This is a genomic window from Archangium sp., assembly GCF_057119385.1.
Window position 1 is genome coordinate 1 of sequence record NZ_DBNGVP010000117.1, and the last position, 18394, is coordinate 18394.

14 protein-coding genes are annotated in these 18394 nt (G+C 69.4%); 3 read left to right on the forward strand and 11 right to left on the reverse strand.

Annotated elements, in window-relative coordinates; translation table 11 throughout:
* Window positions 1-309: 309 nt before the first annotated feature.
* From AC16DP_RS28070 to AC16DP_RS28085, 4 genes are all read right to left on the reverse strand, one after another.
* Window positions 310-1182 carry a hypothetical protein gene (locus AC16DP_RS28070; RefSeq protein ID WP_329728240.1) on the reverse strand — a complete coding sequence of 291 codons (873 nt, stop codon included), beginning with the start codon at window positions 1180-1182 and terminating at the stop codon, window positions 310-312.
* Window positions 1183-1433: 251 nt separating this feature from the next.
* A complete protein-coding gene (locus AC16DP_RS28075; protein WP_329728241.1) occupies window positions 1434-2438 on the reverse strand; it encodes a type II 3-dehydroquinate dehydratase in 1005 nt (334 codons plus the stop codon).
* Window positions 2439-2457: 19 nt separating this feature from the next.
* A complete protein-coding gene (gene fmt, locus AC16DP_RS28080) occupies window positions 2458-3393 on the reverse strand; it encodes a methionyl-tRNA formyltransferase (protein ID WP_329728242.1) in 936 nt (311 codons plus the stop codon).
* Between the two features lie 31 nt (window positions 3394-3424).
* Entirely contained in the window at window positions 3425-3940 is a 516-nt protein-coding gene (locus tag AC16DP_RS28085) for a signal protein (RefSeq protein WP_329728243.1), read from the reverse strand.
* Window positions 3941-4120: 180 nt separating this feature from the next.
* On the opposite strand from AC16DP_RS28085, the gene AC16DP_RS28090 reads away from it, so the two are divergent.
* A complete protein-coding gene (locus AC16DP_RS28090; protein ID WP_329728244.1) occupies window positions 4121-5716 on the forward strand; it encodes a HEAT repeat domain-containing protein in 1596 nt (531 codons plus the stop codon).
* Between the two features lie 9 nt (window positions 5717-5725).
* On the opposite strand, the gene AC16DP_RS28095 is transcribed toward AC16DP_RS28090, so the two are convergent.
* The 4 genes from AC16DP_RS28095 to AC16DP_RS28110 all read right to left on the reverse strand — a co-directional run bounded on the left by AC16DP_RS28095 (window position 5726) and on the right by AC16DP_RS28110 (window position 10346).
* Window positions 5726-6517: a ribonuclease E inhibitor RraB gene (locus AC16DP_RS28095; RefSeq protein ID WP_329728245.1), complete on the reverse strand. Its 792-nt coding sequence runs from the start codon at window positions 6515-6517 to the stop codon at window positions 5726-5728.
* Between the two features lies 1 nt (window position 6518).
* Window positions 6519-7901, reverse strand: a complete 1383-nt coding sequence (gene sitA5, locus AC16DP_RS28100) for a SitA5 family polymorphic toxin (RefSeq protein WP_329728246.1) — start codon at window positions 7899-7901, stop codon at window positions 6519-6521.
* Between the two features lie 87 nt (window positions 7902-7988).
* Window positions 7989-9392, reverse strand: coding sequence for a hypothetical protein (locus tag AC16DP_RS28105; RefSeq protein WP_329728247.1), 1404 nt, complete (start codon window positions 9390-9392; stop codon window positions 7989-7991).
* A 111-nt stretch (window positions 9393-9503) separates the two neighbouring features.
* Window positions 9504-10346: a metal-dependent hydrolase gene (locus AC16DP_RS28110; RefSeq protein WP_329728248.1), complete on the reverse strand. Its 843-nt coding sequence runs from the start codon at window positions 10344-10346 to the stop codon at window positions 9504-9506.
* Window positions 10347-10533: 187 nt separating this feature from the next.
* Here AC16DP_RS28110 and AC16DP_RS28115 point away from each other — a divergent pair, with 187 nt between their 5' ends.
* Window positions 10534-12363, forward strand: a complete 1830-nt coding sequence (locus AC16DP_RS28115; protein ID WP_329728249.1) for an HSP90 family protein — start codon at window positions 10534-10536, stop codon at window positions 12361-12363.
* Window positions 12360-13490 (forward strand): hypothetical protein, encoded by a 1131-nt coding sequence (locus tag AC16DP_RS28120; RefSeq protein ID WP_329728250.1) that lies wholly within the window; start codon window positions 12360-12362, stop codon window positions 13488-13490. The genes AC16DP_RS28115 and AC16DP_RS28120 overlap by 4 nt, the downstream gene beginning before the upstream one ends.
* A gap of 126 nt (window positions 13491-13616) precedes the next feature.
* Here AC16DP_RS28120 and AC16DP_RS28125 read toward each other — a convergent pair whose 3' ends face one another.
* Genes AC16DP_RS28125 through AC16DP_RS28135 form a run of 3 tightly spaced genes read right to left on the reverse strand, consistent with a single transcriptional unit; the run spans window position 13617 to window position 18385 of the window.
* On the reverse strand, window positions 13617-14621 hold the full coding sequence (locus AC16DP_RS28125; RefSeq protein ID WP_329728251.1) for an aldo/keto reductase family protein: 1005 nt from the start codon (window positions 14619-14621) through the stop codon (window positions 13617-13619).
* A 9-nt stretch (window positions 14622-14630) separates the two neighbouring features.
* Window positions 14631-16235, reverse strand: a complete 1605-nt coding sequence (locus AC16DP_RS28130) for a response regulator (protein WP_329728252.1) — start codon at window positions 16233-16235, stop codon at window positions 14631-14633.
* Window positions 16236-16243: 8 nt separating this feature from the next.
* Complete coding sequence (locus AC16DP_RS28135; RefSeq protein WP_329728253.1) at window positions 16244-18385, reverse strand: sensor histidine kinase; 2142 nt, start codon at window positions 18383-18385, stop codon at window positions 16244-16246.
* Window positions 18386-18394 lie beyond the last annotated feature (9 nt).

Consider the following 18394-nt stretch of genomic DNA (forward strand, 5'->3'; position numbering starts at 1 on the left):
AAGGGCCGAGGCCCCGCCGTGCGCGACGAGCACTCATGGCCTGGACGAGTGGACATGGCACACATCCAACCAAGGCATGGCTCCTGAAAACCAGGGCCCGGCCCCCCGGAAGAACATGTCTGGGCACAACCCGACAGGAGCGCGGCGCGGGGAGGGGATGTGCCGGCAAGCCATCCCCTACGGGAACGAGAACACCGTGAGGTACGCGTCCGTGGCCCGGACACGGCTCAGAACCTGGATGGCGATGGCGCATGCGTTCACCCTGCCCTCCCTGTACCACGAGCCCGCCTGCCCCAGCTCAAGACCCTCTCAAGGACAGGGCCCGCAGTCCGCCGCGCAGGAATTGGAGAGATGGCCCGCTCCACATGACTCGGAGAGCTGGCACACCCCATCGCCGCACCGGGCGAAGTCCAGCGGACGCAGATGCGTGGTGAGTGCCCGGTATGTCTTGCCCTGATATTGGCAGGTGTGAAAGTAGGTTCGGGTGGCGTCCAACTCACACCGCAACGCCCCATTGCAGAAACCCACGACCTGGAGCGGCGTGCATTGTGACTCCCCCTTCTTGCCCGGTTGGAAGTCCGCGCAGGTACGCAGCGAGCTCTCCTGAGGCGGGATGTTGAAGGTGGAATCCTGGCAGGCGAAAGCGCCCTCCTCCTGGAAGAGATTGCCGAAGAAGGCCCCCTCCCGCAGGGAGAACACCTCCCGTTCACCCTCTTGGAGCCCGAGCGGAATCCCCTGTGCCGTCTCCCCGAGAATGGAGATGGGTATCTGCGCTCCGTATTTGTTCACGTGCGCCGCCAGGCAAGCGGTGATGATCTGCTGCTCTTTCTCGGTGGCTGGGTTCCCGCTGGCCCAGTCCGGGGCCAATCCCAGCCCACCGGACCAGGAGTGTTTCTCCTGAGTGACCGGGTTGAGCCACGTCAGAACCTTGTTCTTGGCAAGCGCGCACCGCACCACATAACGCATCACCTCGTCGGAAAGCGCGGTGGAGCCGTCATTGAACCACTCCCTGAAGGAGGAGGCGGCGAACCCATTCTCGCTCAGCCCTGTGTTGAGCAACCCGTTGTGATTCAACCCGTTCTTGCTCAATCCACTGTACGACAGCCCGTTGAGGCTGAGCCCGACGGGTTTGTCCCAGGGATTCCCATCCACCACCAACCGCGCGCCCTCCATGGCCAGCAACGGGCCCCCGCCAGGAGACTGAGACGAATCCAACTCCGAGGTGGATGGACCACATCCCCCCAGGAGCCCCACCACGATGGCTCCCCACCCAACCACCCACCCGCCTACGGAATTGCCACTCCTTCTGCTCGTCATGGTCATGGATTCAATCCTTTCCAGCCAACGAAGAAACGGGGGCCTGTTTGCGCTCAGGTCATCTCATCTGAGTTCACGTGCATCTGGCCGTCAAGGATTGAGTTCGAGGACACAGCTCACCTGTCCAGCCGGGTCATCATGTTCACGAGCTCCGAATCCGACAGCTTGCTGGCGGGCACGGAGGAGAGCGTGAGCAGCAGGTCCTCCAGCATGTCCTCGTAGCCGCTCTCCGCCGCAGCCCCGCGCTGCACCTCCATCCACTTCGAGCGCGCCCACGCCGCCAGCTCCGCCGACGTCAGCCTGCCCCCCAGACGGTCGGCGATCTTCTGCCGCACCAGGGCCCGGGAGAGGAAGTCCGCCGCGGGCGTCCCCTGCGCGCCCTTCTCCTTGCGGCCCAGCGTCTTCGAGGGCGCGGCAGGCGCGGCCGGTGCCTCCACCACCTTGCGGCCCAGCGTCTTGCGGCTCCCGCTCGAAACGACCAGCGCCTTCGCCGGTGCATCGGCGGCACGCGCCAGCGGCCCCGAGGGCCTCAGCGCCAGGGACTTCTCCCGGGGAATGTCCTTCTTGCGGCGGCCGAGCGTCTTGCCCTTCCCCTCCGGCTCCCCGGCCTCGTCCTCCGCCTCCTCATCCTCCGCCTCCTCGAGGTCCTCGACGTCCTCGTCCTCCGACTCCTTCTCGTCCTCTGACTCCTCCTCCGTCAGCTCCCCGGTGAGGTCGCCGCTGGCGAAGCGCTCGAGCGCCTCGAGGTACGAGTGGAAGCCCTGGCCCTCGATGGTGGCGGCACAGGCCTCGGCCACCACGGACTCGCGCTCGCCGAGCCGCTCCAGGTACACCTCGATGGCGGGCACGCCCACCCACTCGAGCGCCTCCATGAGCGGGTAGGAGCCGAAGAGTCCCGCCGGGCTCACCACCACGCCGTCCAGCCGGGAGCGCTCGGCATGCAGGGTGTCGATGAGCACGCCCTCGTGGTTGGACTGCACCACCTTCAACTCCAGCCCCAGCTCCGTGGCCCGGGCCAACAGCGCGGCATCGAGGTCCGCGAGCCGTCCGCCCTGCTTCCCCTCCCGCTCGCCCAACAGGTTCAGGTTCGGCCCGTGCAGGACCAGCAGCCTCTTGCCCATGTCGCGTGTCCTCTTCTTCCTAGCTCTCGAAGGGCCGGCTGCCCGGCGCCAGTTTGCGGCCCGCGAGGAACTCGCCCGCCGTCATCACCCGCTTGCCCTCGGGCTGCACCTCCAGCAGCACCAGGGAGCCCTCGCCACACGCCACCTCCAGCCCCTGCGGCCCCGCGGACACCACCGTGCCCGGCGCCCCACTGCCCTGCCCCACCTTCGCCCGGTGCACCTTGAACAGCTTGCCCTCCAGCGTGGTGAAGGCCCCGGGCCACGGGGTGAAGGCCCGCAGCCGCCGCTCCAGCTCCACCGCCGGCCGCGTGAAGTCGAGCTTCCCCTCCTCCTTCTCGATGATGGGGGCGAGCACCACACCCTCCGAGGGCTGCGGCTTCGGCTTCAGCTCGCCGCGCAGGTACGCGGGGAGGGACTCGCGCAGCAGCTCTCCGCCCAGCTTGGAGAGCTTGTCGTGCAGCGTCGCGCTCGTCTCGTCCGGGGCGATGGGCAGACGCTTCTCGGCCAGCACCGGGCCGGTGTCCAGGCCCTCGTCCATCACCATCAACGCCACGCCCGTCTCCGGGTCCCCATGGGCGATGGCCCACTGGATGGGAGCGGCCCCCCGGAAGCGCGGCAGCAGCGAGGCGTGCACGTTGAGACACCCCCGGGCCGGCGTCTCCAGCACGTCCTTGGGCAGAATCTTTCCGTAGGCCGTCACCACGGCGACGTCCGGGGCGAGCTTGCGCAGCTCCTCGGAGAAGGGAGGGGTGCGCAGCTTCTGGGGCTGGAGCACGGGCACGCCGCGCTCGAGCGCGTAGGCCTTCACCGGGGAAATGGCGAGCGCCTGGCCACGGCCCTTGGGCTTGTCCGGCTGGGTGACGACGGCCACCACGTCTCCGATGTCGAAGAGGGCGGCCAGGGAGGACACGGCGAACTCGGGCGTGCCCATGAAGACGATGCGGGGGCGGGTCATAGGGGAGAGCCTTCTGCTGTACCGGAGGACTTCAGGCAACGGTCTTCAGCGCACCCGAGGTGGGACCTTCGGTGGCCTGACGTTTCCGGGCGCGCAGGGAGCCGAGGATGCTGAGCGCGGCCTGGGTCTCCTGGGTGGTGGCCAGGGGCCGCAGGGTCTCGATGGCCTCGGAGAGGAGCCGGGCCTCCTCGGCCTCGCGCTCGCGGATGCGGTCCACGGCCTCGCTGAAGCGGTCGAAGAAGCCGCGCAGCTCGTCCTTCTCGCGCAGCGGGCGCATGCGCGGATAGCGGCCGGCGGCGAGCGTCGCGATGTAGAGGCTCATCACATACACGGGGCCGGCCACGCGGTGGGTGAGCACCAGGCCCATGAGGACCATCAGCCCCACCATGCACAGCGCGCCGAGCCCGGTGAGCCAGAGAATCGTCTCTCCACCGGCGGCCAGGTCCAGGGGCGAGGCGCCACTGTCCACCGCGGCCCGGTGCGCCCGGTACGCCAGCACGCCCACGAGCAACACCCCGCCTCCGCCGAGCGCGGCGAGCCGGAGCATGTACCGGAGCTGGAACCCGGGATCGACCAGGTATTTCCGGCGCACGACATGAGGACGGGTGGAAGGTTGGGTATCAACGGACATGGCGTTGAGCAGCGTACTCCAATCTCCCGGGTCGGTTTGCCCCTTCCGACAGGATGGGTTTACAGGGAAAGCACCTACAACCCACTGGGGGGTCCCATGTCTCGCCTGCTTGCCGCAACGAGCCTCGCGCTCGTGCTCCTTCTCTCCGGGTGCAAGGTGGACCCGACATCCCCGGAGTATTGGGAAAAGACGCTGGGCAAGGCGCGGCGGACCCAGGACAAGGTCCGGGTGCTCGAGACACTGCGCAGCTCGGGCAAGCTCAGCGCGAGCTTCCTGCCCTTCCTGCACGGGCAGCTCGCCTCGGACGAGAAGCCCGAGGTGAAGGCCGCGGTGGCGCGGGCACTCGCCGACGTGAAGAGCCCCGCCTCGGTGGAGCCGCTGGGCAACGCGGTGGACCTGAGCGCGACGGACTCGGCCGGCAATCAGTTGAACAAGGAGCTGGCCTCGGCGCTGGGAGAGATTGGAGACCCCAAGGCCGTGCCCGTGCTGTTGAGGCTGCTGAAGGCGCGGGACAACTACACGCAGATCGAGGCAGTGCAGGCCCTGGGGCAGATGCGCGTGAAGGAGGCGGTGGAGCCCCTCATGGCGCTGGCCACGGATGAGGGGGCGGAGCTCTTCCTGAACAAGAAGGCGATTGAAGCGCTGGGCCGTATCGGGGACGCGCGGGCGGTGCCCACGCTGGTGCGGATGCTGACGAAGGAGCGCCGGGGGGTGTCCTTCTACGTGGAGAGTTCGTTCTCGCTCTTCCAGCTGGGCCAGCCCGCGTCGGACGCGCTGCTCGCGGTGCTGGAGGGCAAGAACCCGGAGCTGTCGAGCTGGGCGCAGCGCAACGGCATCAACCCGGCGAGCTACTCCTTCAAGGCGGCGCAGCTGCTGGGAGACCTGCGGGAGCACCGGGCGGAGGCGTCGCTGGTGAAGCAGCTCGAGTTCAAGCACGAGGATCCGCGAATCCAGGCCATCGTGCGGACGCGGGCGGCGGATGCGCTGGCGAGGATGCGCTCGACGGCGGCGGTGAAGCCATTGGCGGCGCTGGTGTCCGAGCCGGATGCGGGAGTGCGCGGGGAGTACACGTACGCGCTGGCGCGGCTGGGCGGACGCGACGCGCTGCCGGCGCTGGAGAAGGCGGCGGGCCAGGGGGACTGGTACGCACGCGAGGCGGCGCTCGAGGCGCTGACGATGCTGGGAGACGCGCGGGAGCTGCCGGTGCTGGAGAAGCTGGCGGCGGCGGAGCCGGCGAGGACGGCGGCCGAGTGCGAGGCGTTGGGAGGCGAGGGGTGCGGAGACCCGGGGGCGCTGGGAAAGAAGCGGGTGGAGATGATTGCACGGCACGGCAAGCGGCTGGAGGCGGCGAAGGCGTGCGGGACGGACACGGGCTGCTGGGTGAAGAAGCTGGAGGACGCGGACAAGGGCGTGGTGGCGCGCGCGGCGCTGGAGGTGGGGCGTGGCAGGACGGCGGTGCACGTGGGGGCACTGCTGGCGCGGATGACGGAGAAGGACCCGGACACGCGGATGGCGCTCATCCTCGGGACGGAGTGGCTGGTGGAGGACGCGAAGGACGCGGCGGCCCTGGCGCGCAGCGCACTGCCCACGCTGGAGAAGCAGCTCACCGAGGAGAAGAGCAGCACGGAGTACGTGAGGTCGAACGAGGACCTGCGGCGGCTGGTGGCGAGGCTTCAGCGGCAGAAGGCGTGAGAGGGATTGTCACCCTGGAGCGGCGCTCTCGTGACCATCGTACTCCCCGGAGTGCGCCTGGGCGAGGCGCTCCAGGGACTCACGTACCGAGTCCAGGTCCCGCGACTCTGGACCCACCGTGTGCGTGACCAGGACGAGCCAGTTCTTCCCCTCGGCGCTCTTGCGGCGCTCCACCGTGAAGCCTTGCGCGGAGAGATGGTCCGCCACGGCCTTGCCGTCCTTCGCCTTCGGGAAATAGAGGAAGTGCTGGACGCGATGCGGGACCGAATCGTCCGGAGGCTTGGGTACCTCCGGTTTGGGGGACGATTCACTCAGCGCCGGGGGGATGCCGATGTCATGCTCGGGCCGCCATTCATCCGTCAAAGCGGACACCAGGGAGTCGTGAAGGAAGATGGAGAAGATGGGCAGATAACGCTGCTCGTCGCTGAGGTCCCGAACCAGCGTTTCCTTCGTGCCCTCGCAAATCCGCCAGGCCAGGACCCTGCCTTCCCGACTCCTTGCTCCCGCCCACCGATACACGGCCGGGAACGCCTGGCCGGGTGACAGCGGATGGTGGGCAACAACCTCGACAGCGCCCTGGGAGACTGCCGCTCGCGCCGGGTAGAAGGCGAAGAACGCCTTCGGGTGATTGACCAACTCCGTGAATTCTGTCGGACGCGTGGCGAAGAAGCCGGGCAGGATGCGGATGACCTCCCGATACGGTTCCTCGGTGAAATAGGTGTAGTGGATATAAGCCAATCCACGAGGCGTGCTGACCTCCAGGACATCTCCGAGCCGTGCCCGCCTGCGCCGTTTCGTCATGTCACCTTCCTGTGTAGCCGATGGACTCGAGAAGCTCCAGCCCCCGGCGCAGCGCGGCGGCGTACTTCGGGTTGGAATGAGCGATGCTGTTGATGCGATTCATCAGCGTCCCTCCGTTCTTGCTGAGGCCATGAATCTCAATCAACGCCTGCTCGACAGCCCGCGCATCCTCCCTCGGCAGCCGTTCCATGAGCGCATCAATGTGGAGGCCTCTTTGTCTGAATTGCTCCGCGGAGCGCCTCGCCATCTTATCGGTAATGCCCACATAGTCCACCTCTTGGGTAACCTTGTCCCTGGAGATATAGACGGTCGTCTCTCCGGAGGAAGTGCCACCACCCGGGCCCTGCGCCGACATGGCGACCGCGCCTGGAGCGAGGGCAATGGTAAATGCGCCCTCGGCGGACACGGCCACGGAGCGTACCTCGCCCACCGCGGCCCACCGGAAGCCCGCCTGTGACTCCGCCAGGACCGTCGCCCGCGCGGCCCCGGGCAACCCCGGCCCCTTCACCGCGAGCCCCGCTGTATTCCCAATTGCCGCCGTCGTCAGCAGGAGGAAGACACGCGCGGAGTTCTTCCCCATCACCCGGCCGAAACGCTCGCCCGCCTCGCGCAGCTCGGTGAAGGTGGTGGCCCGATCCACCTCCGCCACCAGCAGCCTCCAGCCCTGGATGAGACTCCAGACGGTGTCCACGCCCAGGTAGACGATGAGCCCGGCGGTCAACGTCGCCGCAACGCTTTTCGAGACGGGCTCGGGCAGCAGCCAGAGCGACATATACATGGCCATCGCGGAGACAAGAGTGGCTCGCACCGCCTCGGGGCTGGCCATGCCCTTGAAGGCGTCCATCGTCTCGTTCCACACCGAGCCGAGGGCCAGTTCCATGGCCAGCGCGTACCGTCCATCCGCGGTGAGGACAGGCCCCTCTGTCAGGAGCGAGAGACAGTCCCGGACTCGGCCCTGACGCTCGCACCAGCGCCCGTAGGCGTGCGTCAGCGCCAGGCACTCCTGGGCCGTTCGCCGAGCCGCTTCTCCCCCGGAGTCCAGTTCCAGGCGCCCCTCCGTCCACCTCAGGTAGATGTCTTCGTGCCACAGCGAATCGAGCATCAACCGCCGGGCGTGTTGCAGCGGATGGGAGGCAGGCCGCACATCCCGCACCAATGCAGCCAGTGATGCCTTGAACTCGCCCGTCCGCAATTCCACGGGCTGCTCGGCGCCGCGCGGAGTAAAGACGAGCAACCTGTCCTGCCCCGTGTCCAGGCGCACAGTGCGAACAGCGGAGCCGCATCCCACGAGCGGAACCAACCACAGGGCCACCAGCGCCAACATGGTGGCGCGAGACAACAGCCACGCACGTCTCAGACAAGCGCCAACGAGACGAACGGTCAAGCCGCACCTCCCCATCGAGCCGCGCGCACTGAACGCGGGCCCGTGATTCTATCAGGGAGGAAGGGAGACACCCACTCCGAGCCGGAGTCAGCCCACCTCGCGGACCGGGGGCTCGTCTCCACCGCCCGTGCCCTCCCCCTCGGGACTCACGGGCTCGGGCTCGTCCTGGAAGGAGCTCGGCAGGAGGTTGAAGGGCAGCACCTTCGCCAGCGCCACCAGCAACAACATCCCTCCCGGCGCCGCGAAGATGGCGAGCGCTGGAATCGCCTTCGCCACGTCAATCAATTGCGCCCGCATCCGCTGGCGCTCCTCGGCCGTCAGCGTCTGTCCTCGCGCGACCTTCGTGAGCAGGTGATACAGCTCACCCGTCTCGCGGACCTCCTGCATCAGCCGGTGGAAGTTCCGCTCCAGCGTGTTCTGCATGCGGGACACCATGTCCTCGCCCATCAGATTCGCCGCCGAGGACACCGTGAACACATCCACCACCGAGCGGTTCTTCGCGTAGAACTCGGCCACCTCCAGCTCCAGCTGGTGCACCGTGCTCTCCGGCACCCGGAGCGCATGCGCGAGCTGATCGATGAAGGCCCGCTCGCCCCGCGTCCGCCGTCCATCCACCAGCGAGGCCAGCAGCGTCTGCTCCAGGATGAACCGCCGCAGGTCCACGCTGCGCACGTCCTTCACCGCCGTGCTCAAGGAGCCCCGGCGCTCGAAGGACTGTCTCACCGCCGTCCGCAGTTCCCCCTCCAGCGCGTCCGGCAGCCCCAGGTCCTCCACCTGCCGGAGGATGGCGCGGCGCGCGGAGAACGAGGGCTGCCGGTCCACACAGGCCAGGCCCGTGAGCACCTCCACGAGCAACGCCTTCTGCCGCGCCGCGAAGTCGATGCGCCGCCGGGCCATCTCGCGGTTGAACCCTCCGCGGGAGAAATAGTCGAGCGCCTGCCGCCCGAACATGTGCCCATCCGCGTAGAGCGCCCCGTTGTGCAGCACGAGCCCATACGCCGGATCCCCCGACAGCGAGAGCGCACGCCGCTCCAGCGCGTCCTCCACCCTGCCCCACAGCCGCTTCGGCGCCTCGTGCCCCTGGCGCAGCTTCTCCTCGATGGCCTGCGCCTCGTCGAGCTGGCCGGTGAGGACGGCGAAGAGCAGCAACAGTTGCTCACGGCGAGGCCCCAAAGGCGTTCCGGCGAGGGCCGCGATGTCCAGGGCCATGCGCGCGAAGGTCCTCACCACCGCGCGGAAGAGCACCTCCTCGGGAGCCGCCGGCCCGGAGGGCTCGGAGGACACACCTTCCGCGGGAACCCCACCATCGGCGGGCGTGCCATAGAGCAGTCCACTGGCGCGCAGCATCCGGCGCAGGTACGAGCGGGCACGGGCGCGGCCGGAGCTGGAGTCGGAGAGGCCCGGGGGCACCACCGGAGCGGGCGCACGTACGTGGGCCGCGACCGACTCCTCGAGCATCGAGGAGAGCCAACCCGCCTTGCCTAGATCCATTGGAAGTCCACCCCAGGTGCCGCGCACCAGACAGACAGCCAGGAAATACCCCACTTGGCGTCCCGGCGCCAACGGCCCCACCCCCAGAGGAGGCGGGGCCGGAACGTCGGACTACAGCGCGGTGGCCTTGCCGGGCTCGAGCGGCTTCACCTTCGCGTTGCTCTTCGCCTTCTTCAGGTCCGCCTCCAGCTTGTCGGGCGTGCCAGCCAGCAGGGGGAACGTGCCGTAGTGCATGGGCACCACCGTGGGGTTGCCGAGCAGCCGGGCGGCCTGGGCGGCGCCCGTCGGGTCCAGCGTGAAGTGGCCGCCGATGGGCAGCAGGGCGTACGTGGGCTTGAAGCGCTCGGCGATCTGGCTCATCCCGCCGAACAGGCCGGTGTCACCGCCGTGGTACAGGGTGGGGCCGTTGTCGATCTGGATGACGAAGCCCATGGGCGCGCCCGCGTACTGCGAGGGGCTCTTCTCGTCCGCGGCGTAGCTGCTGGAGTGCACCGCCTCCACGAAGTGGATGGTGGCGTCCTTCACCTTGAAGGTGCCGCCGACGTTGCCACCCACCGCCTTGTCCTGGGGAATCCCCAGGAGGCTGATGAGCTCGTAGCAGCCGAACACCTGGGCCCCGGTCTTCTGCTGCAGCGCCTTGGTCTCGCCCACGTGGTCGAAGTGCCCGTGGGACACGAGGATGGCGTCCACCTGCTCCGGCCACTGGGCGCCCTGCGGGGCCTTGGGGTTGGAGAACCACGGGTCGATGGCCAGCGTGGCACCACCGGGGGTGCGCAGCACGAAGGCCGCGTGGCCCCACCAGGTGAGCTCCGTCTTGCCCGCCGTGGCCGCGGCCTCCTTCTTCGCCGGCCCCTTCCCGGCGGGCGGACCCTTGCCCTCGGGCGGCTGCGCGGCCGCCATACCGGACAGCCCCAGGAGCGCTCCCACCGTCACTGCCATGAACTTGTTGCGCATTGCGTACGCCTCCTCGAAACGAGTCAGGACTCCCGCGGTGCCACCCGGGCACCCCGCGGTCGAGGGGCCGCATATTCGGCGGGCGGGCAATCGTCCAGCGGCAAATCTGGCGGCTCATGCGCCGGTGGACAGCATGACCCATGAGGGCGTACGGCTCGCGGCATACCCGCTATAGGCTGCGCCGCCCGTGGACCATCGCTTCCAGGTCAACCTCCGAGGGGTCATCGACCTCCTCTCCCACCACCTCTACAGCACGCCCGGCGTGTTCGTGCGGGAGCTGCTGCAGAACGCCACCGACGCCATCCGCGCCCGGCGGCACCTGGAGCCCTCCCACCCGGGCACGGTGCGGATGGAGCTCATCCAGAAGCAGGACGGCGGGCTGCCCACCCTGCTCTTCACCGACGACGGCGTGGGGCTCACGGAGGAGGAGCTGCACCGCTTCCTCGCCACCATCGGCGAGAGCTCCAAGCGCGAGACGCTGGAGGCGCGCCGCGACGACTTCATCGGCCAGTTCGGCATCGGCCTGCTGTCCTGCTTCATGGTGTGCGACGAGCTGCTGGTGGTGACGCGCTCGGCGAAGGGGGACGGGCGCACCATGGAGTGGCGGGGCCGGCATGACGGCACCTACACCGTGCGGCCCTCCGAGCACCCGCTGGAGCACCCGGGCACCCAGGTCTTCCTCGTCGCCCGGGAGGACGCGGCCGAGTACTTCACCGCGGATCGGGTGCGGCAGCTCGCGGTGCACTACGGCGGCCTGCTGCCCTTCCCCATCCACCTCACCGTGGACGGCCGCGCCGAGCACCTCAACCCGGCCCCGCCCCCCTGGCGCCGCGAGTACGAGAGCGCCGGAGAGCGCCGGACGGTACTGCTGGCCTACGGACGCGAGGTGTTCGGCCAGGACTTCGTGGACTGCATCCCCCTGCGCGCCGAGGCGGGCCAGGTGGAGGGGGTGGCCTTCGTGCTGCCCTTCTCGCCCCACTTCAACGCGCGCCAGAAGCACCGCGTCTACCTCAAGGACATGCTGCTGTCCGAGAGCGCGGAGAACCTGCTCCCGGAGTGGGCCTTCTTCGTCAAGTGCGTGGTGAATGCCCAGGGCCTGCGCCCCACCGCCAGCCGCGAGGCCTTCTACGAGGACGCCACGCTGGCGCGCGCCCGCGAGTCGCTCGGCCAGTCCCTGCGCCAGTACCTCGTGGACCTGGCCCACAGCGACCCGCGCACCCTGCAGCGGCTCATCGCCCTGCACGGCCTGTCGGTGAAGGCGCTCGCGCTGGACGACGACGACTTCTTCCGGCTCGTCATCCACTGGCTTCCCTTCGAGACGACGCTGGGGATGATGACGCTGGGGCAATACCGCCAGTCCTACCCCTCGGTGCGCTACGTCAACACGCTGGACGCCTTCCGGCAGGTGGCGCGCGTGGCGGCGGCGCAGGGCCTGTGCATCCTCAACGGGGCCTACACGCATGACACCGCGCTGCTGGAGAAGCTGCCGCGCGTCATGCCCGGCGCCCGGGTGGAGCTCTTCTCCGCCGCGCAGCTCCCCCAGGACTTCGAGGAGCTGACGGCCGAGGAGCGCCAGACGGTGGCGCGGCTGCGGCAGGTGGCCACCGAGGCGCTGGAGCCATTCCGCTGCGAGGTCACCATCAAGAAGTTCCTCCCGCCCGAGGTGCCCACGCTCTACGGGGACGTGGACGACGGGGCCTTCCGGCGCGACGTGGAGCGCGCCCGCGAGGAGACGGACGAGCTGTACGCCTCCGTGCTGGAGGGCGCGCTGGCCGGGTCCCCCGAGGAGGAGCGGCCGCAGCTGTGCTTCAACCTCCGCAACCCCGTGGTGCGCCGGCTCGCGCGGGTGCGGGACACCGCGCAGCTCACGCTGTCGGTGGAGATGCTGTACGTGCAGGCGCTGCTGCTGGGACACCGCCCGCTCAACGCGCGGGAGATGGCGCTGTTGAACCGCGGGCTGCTCGGCCTCATCGCCGCGCGGCTGGATGACGACGAAGGCACTGGGGGCATGCATTGAGGGAGCAGGACTGGCGCGAGCAGGTGAAGAATCTGCTCGGGCGCGCGGAGAGGCTGGAGCCGGGCGAGGCGAAGGTGATGGCGCTCGAGGAGGCCGCCCGGCTCGCGGACGCACACGCGGACGGGCCGCTCGCCTACGAGGTACGGGACGCGCTCATCGACGCGGCCACCTTCGGGGGTTTCCCCGACAGGGCCCTGGTCGCCTTCGCCTGGTGCCGGGGCCAGCAGCAGCGAGACCCCGTGCGCTACCCGCCGGAGCCGCTGCTCTGGAAGCAGAAGTGGGTGGTGGGCCGGCTCGACGAGTTCCCCCACATCAGCCGCAAGCAGATAGCGGGTGCGCTGGACGACGTGGAGCAGTGCTTCGCGAAGGCGGGCGCGGGACGGCGGGCGGTGCTGAAGCTGCGCTACCAGGCCGCCCGGGACATGGGCGACGCGGAGGTGGCGGAGGACTTCTGGGCCCAGTGGGTACGCGAGCCGCGCGACCACCTCACGGACTGCCGCGCCTGCGAGCTCGATGACGAGCTGGACCACCACATCGACCGGGGCGAGTACGCCGTGGTGCTGGAGAAGGCCCGGCCGCTGCTCGAGGGGCGCAACGGGTGCGCGGAGGTGCCGCACCTGACGCTGGGCAGCGTGCTCTACCCGCTCTTCAAGCTGGGACGGCTGGAGCAGGCGAGGGACAGCCACCTGCGCGGCTATGCCCTGGTGCAGCGCAACCGCGAGTTCCTCGCCACCGTGGGCGAGCACCTGGAGTTCCTCGCGCTCACCGGCAACGTGGAGCGCGGACTGAAGCTCTTCGAGCGCCATGTGGGCTGGGCCCTGGAGCACGCCAGCCACCGGGACCGCTTCACCTTCCACTCCGCCGCGCTCGCCCTCCTGGAGCGGGCCGTGGTGGAGGGCCGGGAGCGGGTGGTGCTCTCCCTGCCGCGCGCCTTCGCGCTGTACTCGCCCGGGGATACCTACGAGACCCGCACGCTGCGCGGCTGGCTCGCCTCCCAGGCCGAGGGCATCGCGGCGAAGTTCGACGCGCGCAATGGCACGGACCGCTTCCACCAACTGCTCGCGCGCACGAAGCGGCTCGGGGGCGAGGGGGTCCCCTTCCCCATCGACGACTCACTCCCGGCATGAGCAACCCGTGGCCCTCTTCCGGGCCACGGGTGGGAGGACGGGTCCGGGCACCCTCACCCCGACCCTCTCCCGGAGGGCGAGGGAGTGGGGGCACCGTGGGCTCATGGTGTCCCCTTGGGCCGGGTTTTACGGACGCTTTTCCGGGGCGTTCTGGCGCGTCTTCGCCGGATCCCGCTCCACCACGGGGCCGAGGATCTCGTCGATCTTCTTCATCACGTCCGCGCTCAGCTTCACCCCCGCCGCCTTCACGTTCTCCTTCACCTGATCCGGCCTCGACGCGCCGATGATCGCCGACGCGACGTTCGAGTTCTGCAGCACCCACGCCACCGCCAGCTGCGCCAGCGACAGCCCCACCCCGTCCGCCACCGGCTTCAACTGCTGCACCCGCGTCAGCACGTCATCCGTCATGAAGCGCTGGATGAACCGCGAGCCGCCCTTCTCGTCCGTCGCCCGGCTCCCCTCCGGCGGCTTCTGCCCCGGCTTGTACTTGCCCGTCAGCACGCCCTGGGCAATCGGCGACCAGACGATCTGCCCCACCCCCAGCTCCCTCGACGCCGGAATCACCTCGCCCTCGATCACCCGCCACAGCATCGAATACTGCGGCTGGCTGGAGATGAGCTGGAACCCCAGCTGCTTCGCCATCGCCACACCCGCGCGGATCTGCTCCGCCGTCCACTCGGACACGCCGATGTAGAGCGCCTTGCCCTGGCGCACCACGTCCGCGAACGCCTGCATCGTCTCCTCGAACGGCGTCTCGGTGTCGTAACGGTGCGCCTGGTACAGGTCCACGTAGTCCGTCTTCAGCCGCCGCAGCGAGCCGTTGATGGACTCCAGGATGTGCTTGCGCGACAGGCCCCGGTCGTTGGGCCCCGGCCCGGTCGGCCAGTACACCTTGGTGAAGATCTCCAGGCCCTCGCGGCGCTGGCCCTGGAGCGCGCGGCCGAGCACCTCCTCCGCGCGCGTGGCCGCGTAGACGTCCGCGGTGTCGAAAGTGGTGATGCCCTCGTCGAGCGCGGCGCGGACGCAGGCGAGCGCCGCCACCTCTTCGACCTGGGAGCCATGGGTCAGCCAGTTCCCGTAGGAGATCTCACTGACCATCAGACCGCTGCTACCGAGATGTCGGAAGTTCATGCGCCAGCCTTAACCCGCTGAGCGCGCTGGCACCACCGGAACCTGCGCCTCCCCCTCCACCGGACGCGCCGGCAATGAGACGGTGAACACCGTCCCATGCCCCGGCACGCTGCGCACGGAGAGGTCTCCCCCGAGCCGGCGCACGATGTTCCGGCTGATGGACAGCCCCAGTCCCGTCCCCGTCGAGCCCTTCGTGGTGAAGAAGGGCTGGAAGAGCCGCGACAGCACCTCGGCCGGAATGCCAGGCCCCGTGTCACTGACCTCGATGACGGCCATGTCCGCCTCGCGCCGGGCGGTGACGCGGATCTCCTTGCGCGGCCCCTCCCCCGCCTCCAGCGCCTGCGCCGCGTTGACGAGCAGGTTCACGAACACCTGCGACACCGGGCCCGGGCTCCCCTTCACCTCGATCCCTCCCGGCAGCTCCGTCTCGACGCTCGCCTGCCGCATCGTCTCGAGCCGGGCGATGCGCAGCGCCGAGCGGATGGCCTCGTTGAGCTCGAACCACCCCCCCGCCTCCGCATCCGTCTTCCCCAGCGAGCGCATGTCCCGGACGATGTCGCTGATGCGGTGCGCGCCCTCCCGCGCGTCCAGCACGGCCTGCTCCAGCTCCCGCAGGTCCACTGGCTCGCCCTGGCGCAACGCCACCACCTGCTCGTGGATGTAGCCCAGGTTGCTGAGCACGTAGGCCGCCGGGTTGTTGATCTCATGCCCGATGCCGGCCGCCACCTGCCCCAGTGTCGCCAGCCGCTCGGAGGACGCGAGCTGGAACGCCAGGCGCCCGTTCTCCAGCGCCAGCACCACGTGGCTCGCCAGCATCGCCGCGCGATCCATCTCCTTCCTGCCGAACATGCGCAGCCCATCCCTGCGCATCATGGCCAGCACCCCCAGCACCCGCTCCCCCACCAACAGGGGATGGAGGATGACCGAGGCCCCCCTCCCCAACGCCTGGATGGAGCCGAGCCGCCGATCCTCCAGGCCGGGCGCCGCCAGCGCCGGAGTCCTGTCCGAGGGCAGCGCCCGCACCACCCGCTCGCCCAGCTCGCACAGCAGCCCGCTCTCCTCCTCCGAGGACAGGCCGCACGCGTGCGCCACGTGGAGCCGCCCTTGCGTCTCCTGCATCATCAGCACCACCGCGTCCGCCACCATCAGCGTCCGGCTCCCCTCCACGATGGCCTGGGGAATCCGGTCGAACTCGTTCGTCTCGAAGAAGGACTGGCTGGCCCGCACCAGGTCCGCCGAGGCGTTGAGCCGGTACCGCTCCAGCGCGCGCGTGACGCACGCATACATCTCGTGGATGTTGAACGGCTTGCGGATGAGATCGAACGCCCCGGCCCGCATGCACTCGATGGCCGTCTCCACCTCGGCGTAACCCGTGGCGACGATGACCTCGGTGGCGGGCAGCACCTGCTTCACCTCGCGCAGCAGCTCCAGCCCGCTCATGAAGGGCATGCGCACGTCGGTGATGATCAACCCGGGCGCGCACTCTCGCAGGAGCTTCAGCGCGGCCTTGCCGTCGGACGCCTCGGTGACGGCGTAGCCCTCCTGCTCCAGCTGGTAGCGCAGCAGCAGGCGCATGTCCCGCTCATCGTCCACGACGAGGATCTGCTCAGGCATGGGGGAGCTCACGCGGACACCTCCGTGGGGTGCACCGGCGCCACCGGGAACCACAACCTCATCGTGGTGCCGGCACCGGGGGCCGTCTCCACGTCGATGCGGCCACCGTACGACTCGACGATGCTGCGGGTGATGGACAGACCCAGGCCCGTCCCCTGTCCCACCGGCTTGGTGGTGAAGAAGGGATCGAAGATGCGCTGGCGCACGTCCGGCGCCATGCCGCTCCCGGTGTCCGTCACGAACAACTCCATGCCATCGCGCGCCGGAGAGACGTGCGCCCCGATGGACACCGTCCCCCCCGGCGGTGTCGCATCCAACGCGTTGCCCACCAGATTCAGCAACGCCGACTCCATCTCCGGCACGTTGGCCTCCAACCCGGGAAGGTCCGCCGGGGCTTCGATGATTCTCAACCGCACCTGCCCCCGCTCGGCCTGGCCGCTGGCCAGCTCGTACACGTGCTCGAGCATGCGCCCCACCTCGATGCGCTCCCGGGCCGGGCCGCTCCTGCGCGAGAAGTCCAGCAGCGTGCGCACCAGCCGGGCACAGCGCTGGGTGTGCGTCTCGATGCACTCGAACGCCGTGCGCGCCCCATTGTCCAGCGTGGGCCGCATCAACTGCGCCTGCGCGAAGCCGAGGATGATGCCGAGCGGATTGTTCAGCTCGTGCGACAGGCCGGCCACGAGCGTGCCCACCGCCGCCATCTTCTCCGACTGCACCAGCGACTCGCGCAGCCGCTTCACCTCGCGGATGTCCCTCGCGATGCACACGTGCCCCAGCACCTCCCCCGCCGCGTCGAGCACCCGCGACATCGCCAGCTGCACGGGGATGGCTCCCGCCTGATGCGTGACGAGCGAGAGCTCCGCCTCCACGGACTCGCCCGCCCTGGCGCGCTCCATCAGGCCGAGGACGAGCTCGCGCGACTCCTCGGGCACCATCCGCTCCAGGAAGGACGCCCCCAGCATCTCCAGCCGGGGCCACCCGAAGAGCTTCTCCGCCGCCTCGTTGCACACCAGCACCCAGCCCTCCGCGCCCACCATGAGGATGGCGTTGGGCGAGGAGGAGGTGATCTGCGCCAGCAGCGACAGGTGCTCCCGCGAGCGCTCCAGCTCCGCGCCCCGGTGGGCCAGCCGCTCGAGCATCAGGTTGAAGGTGCCCGCGATGGCGCCCAGCTCGTCCCCGGTGCGCACCTGGATGCGCTCGTTCAGGTCTCCCCCGTCGATGATGCGCCGCATGGACACCTGGAGCTGCTGCAGCGGCCGCATCAGCAGCCGGGTGCGCCAGAAAATCAGCAGGATGAGGAAGACCGCCGTCACCACGCCGCCCTGGATCATCCGCTGGCGCAACACCTCCACCGGACCGGAGATGCGCTCGGCCGGCACGGAGAGGACCAGGGACCAGCCGAAGCCATGCGCCCGCGCGAAGCCCTCCACCGGGACCACCAGGTAGAACGTGTCGTCGATGAGGGCGGTGTTGCTCCCGCCGGACCCGGAGGACAGCGGCTTCAGCGCCGCCATCACCTGGGGTGGCAGGTGGCCATCCAGCAGCCGCTCCCCGTCCATCAGCACCACCTCGAGCCCCTGGCGCGCGGCGCCTCCTCCCACGAAGGACAGATCGAACCGGGCCACCAGGGCCCCCTCGGTGTGCCGCTGGTAGATGACGGGAAAGGCGAAGAGCACGTGCGGCACCCCCGCCTCGGAGGTGACCAGGGCCTGGGGCTCGCCCTCGCGGACCTTCGGCCACCAGGGCTCCTGCGCGAAGGAGCCCACGCTCTCACTGCGGCCGTTGCGGGCGATGACACGGCCCATGAAGTCCAGCAGCCAGAGATCGCTCTCCTCCCCGCCCTTGCCCGGCAGGCTCAGCCGCTGCATGAGGGGCTCGAGGTAGTCGCTGCGGCCCAGCGTATCGATGACGCTGTTGGTCATGAAGGGGTTGGAGGCGAGCGAATGCGCCGCGTTCCACCGCAACTGGAGCTGCTCGTCGATGCCGTCCGAGGCGAAGCGGGCCAGCTCGAGCAGGTGCTCCCGGCTCGCGGTCTCGAGCGCCTGGCGCGCGCCGCGCGACACGGTGGCGACGAGGAAGCCCACCATGACCACGTCGATGAGCAGGAAGAAGAGGAGGAGCTTGCCCTGGAAGCTCCGGAGCAGATTCACGGTGGGGGG

What these genes read in the sequence shown, in the direction of transcription:
- AC16DP_RS28095 (WP_329728245.1), bottom strand. Translation starts at nt 6,517, where the DNA reads ATGACGAAACGGCGCAGGCGGGCACGGCTCGGAGATGTCCTGGAGGTC.
- AC16DP_RS28105 (WP_329728247.1), bottom strand. Translation starts at nt 9,392, where the DNA reads ATGGATCTAGGCAAGGCGGGTTGGCTCTCCTCGATGCTCGAGGAGTCG.
- AC16DP_RS28110 (WP_329728248.1), bottom strand. Translation starts at nt 10,346, where the DNA reads ATGCGCAACAAGTTCATGGCAGTGACGGTGGGAGCGCTCCTGGGGCTG.
- fmt (WP_329728242.1), bottom strand. Translation starts at nt 3,393, where the DNA reads ATGACCCGCCCCCGCATCGTCTTCATGGGCACGCCCGAGTTCGCCGTG.
- AC16DP_RS28130 (WP_329728252.1), bottom strand. Translation starts at nt 16,235, where the DNA reads ATGCCTGAGCAGATCCTCGTCGTGGACGATGAGCGGGACATGCGCCTG.
- AC16DP_RS28085 (WP_329728243.1), bottom strand. Translation starts at nt 3,940, where the DNA reads ATGCTCCGGCTCGCCGCGCTCGGCGGAGGCGGGGTGTTGCTCGTGGGC.
- AC16DP_RS28075 (WP_329728241.1), bottom strand. Translation starts at nt 2,438, where the DNA reads ATGGGCAAGAGGCTGCTGGTCCTGCACGGGCCGAACCTGAACCTGTTG.
- AC16DP_RS28125 (WP_329728251.1), bottom strand. Translation starts at nt 14,621, where the DNA reads ATGAACTTCCGACATCTCGGTAGCAGCGGTCTGATGGTCAGTGAGATC.
- AC16DP_RS28090 (WP_329728244.1), top strand. Translation starts at nt 4,121, where the DNA reads ATGTCTCGCCTGCTTGCCGCAACGAGCCTCGCGCTCGTGCTCCTTCTC.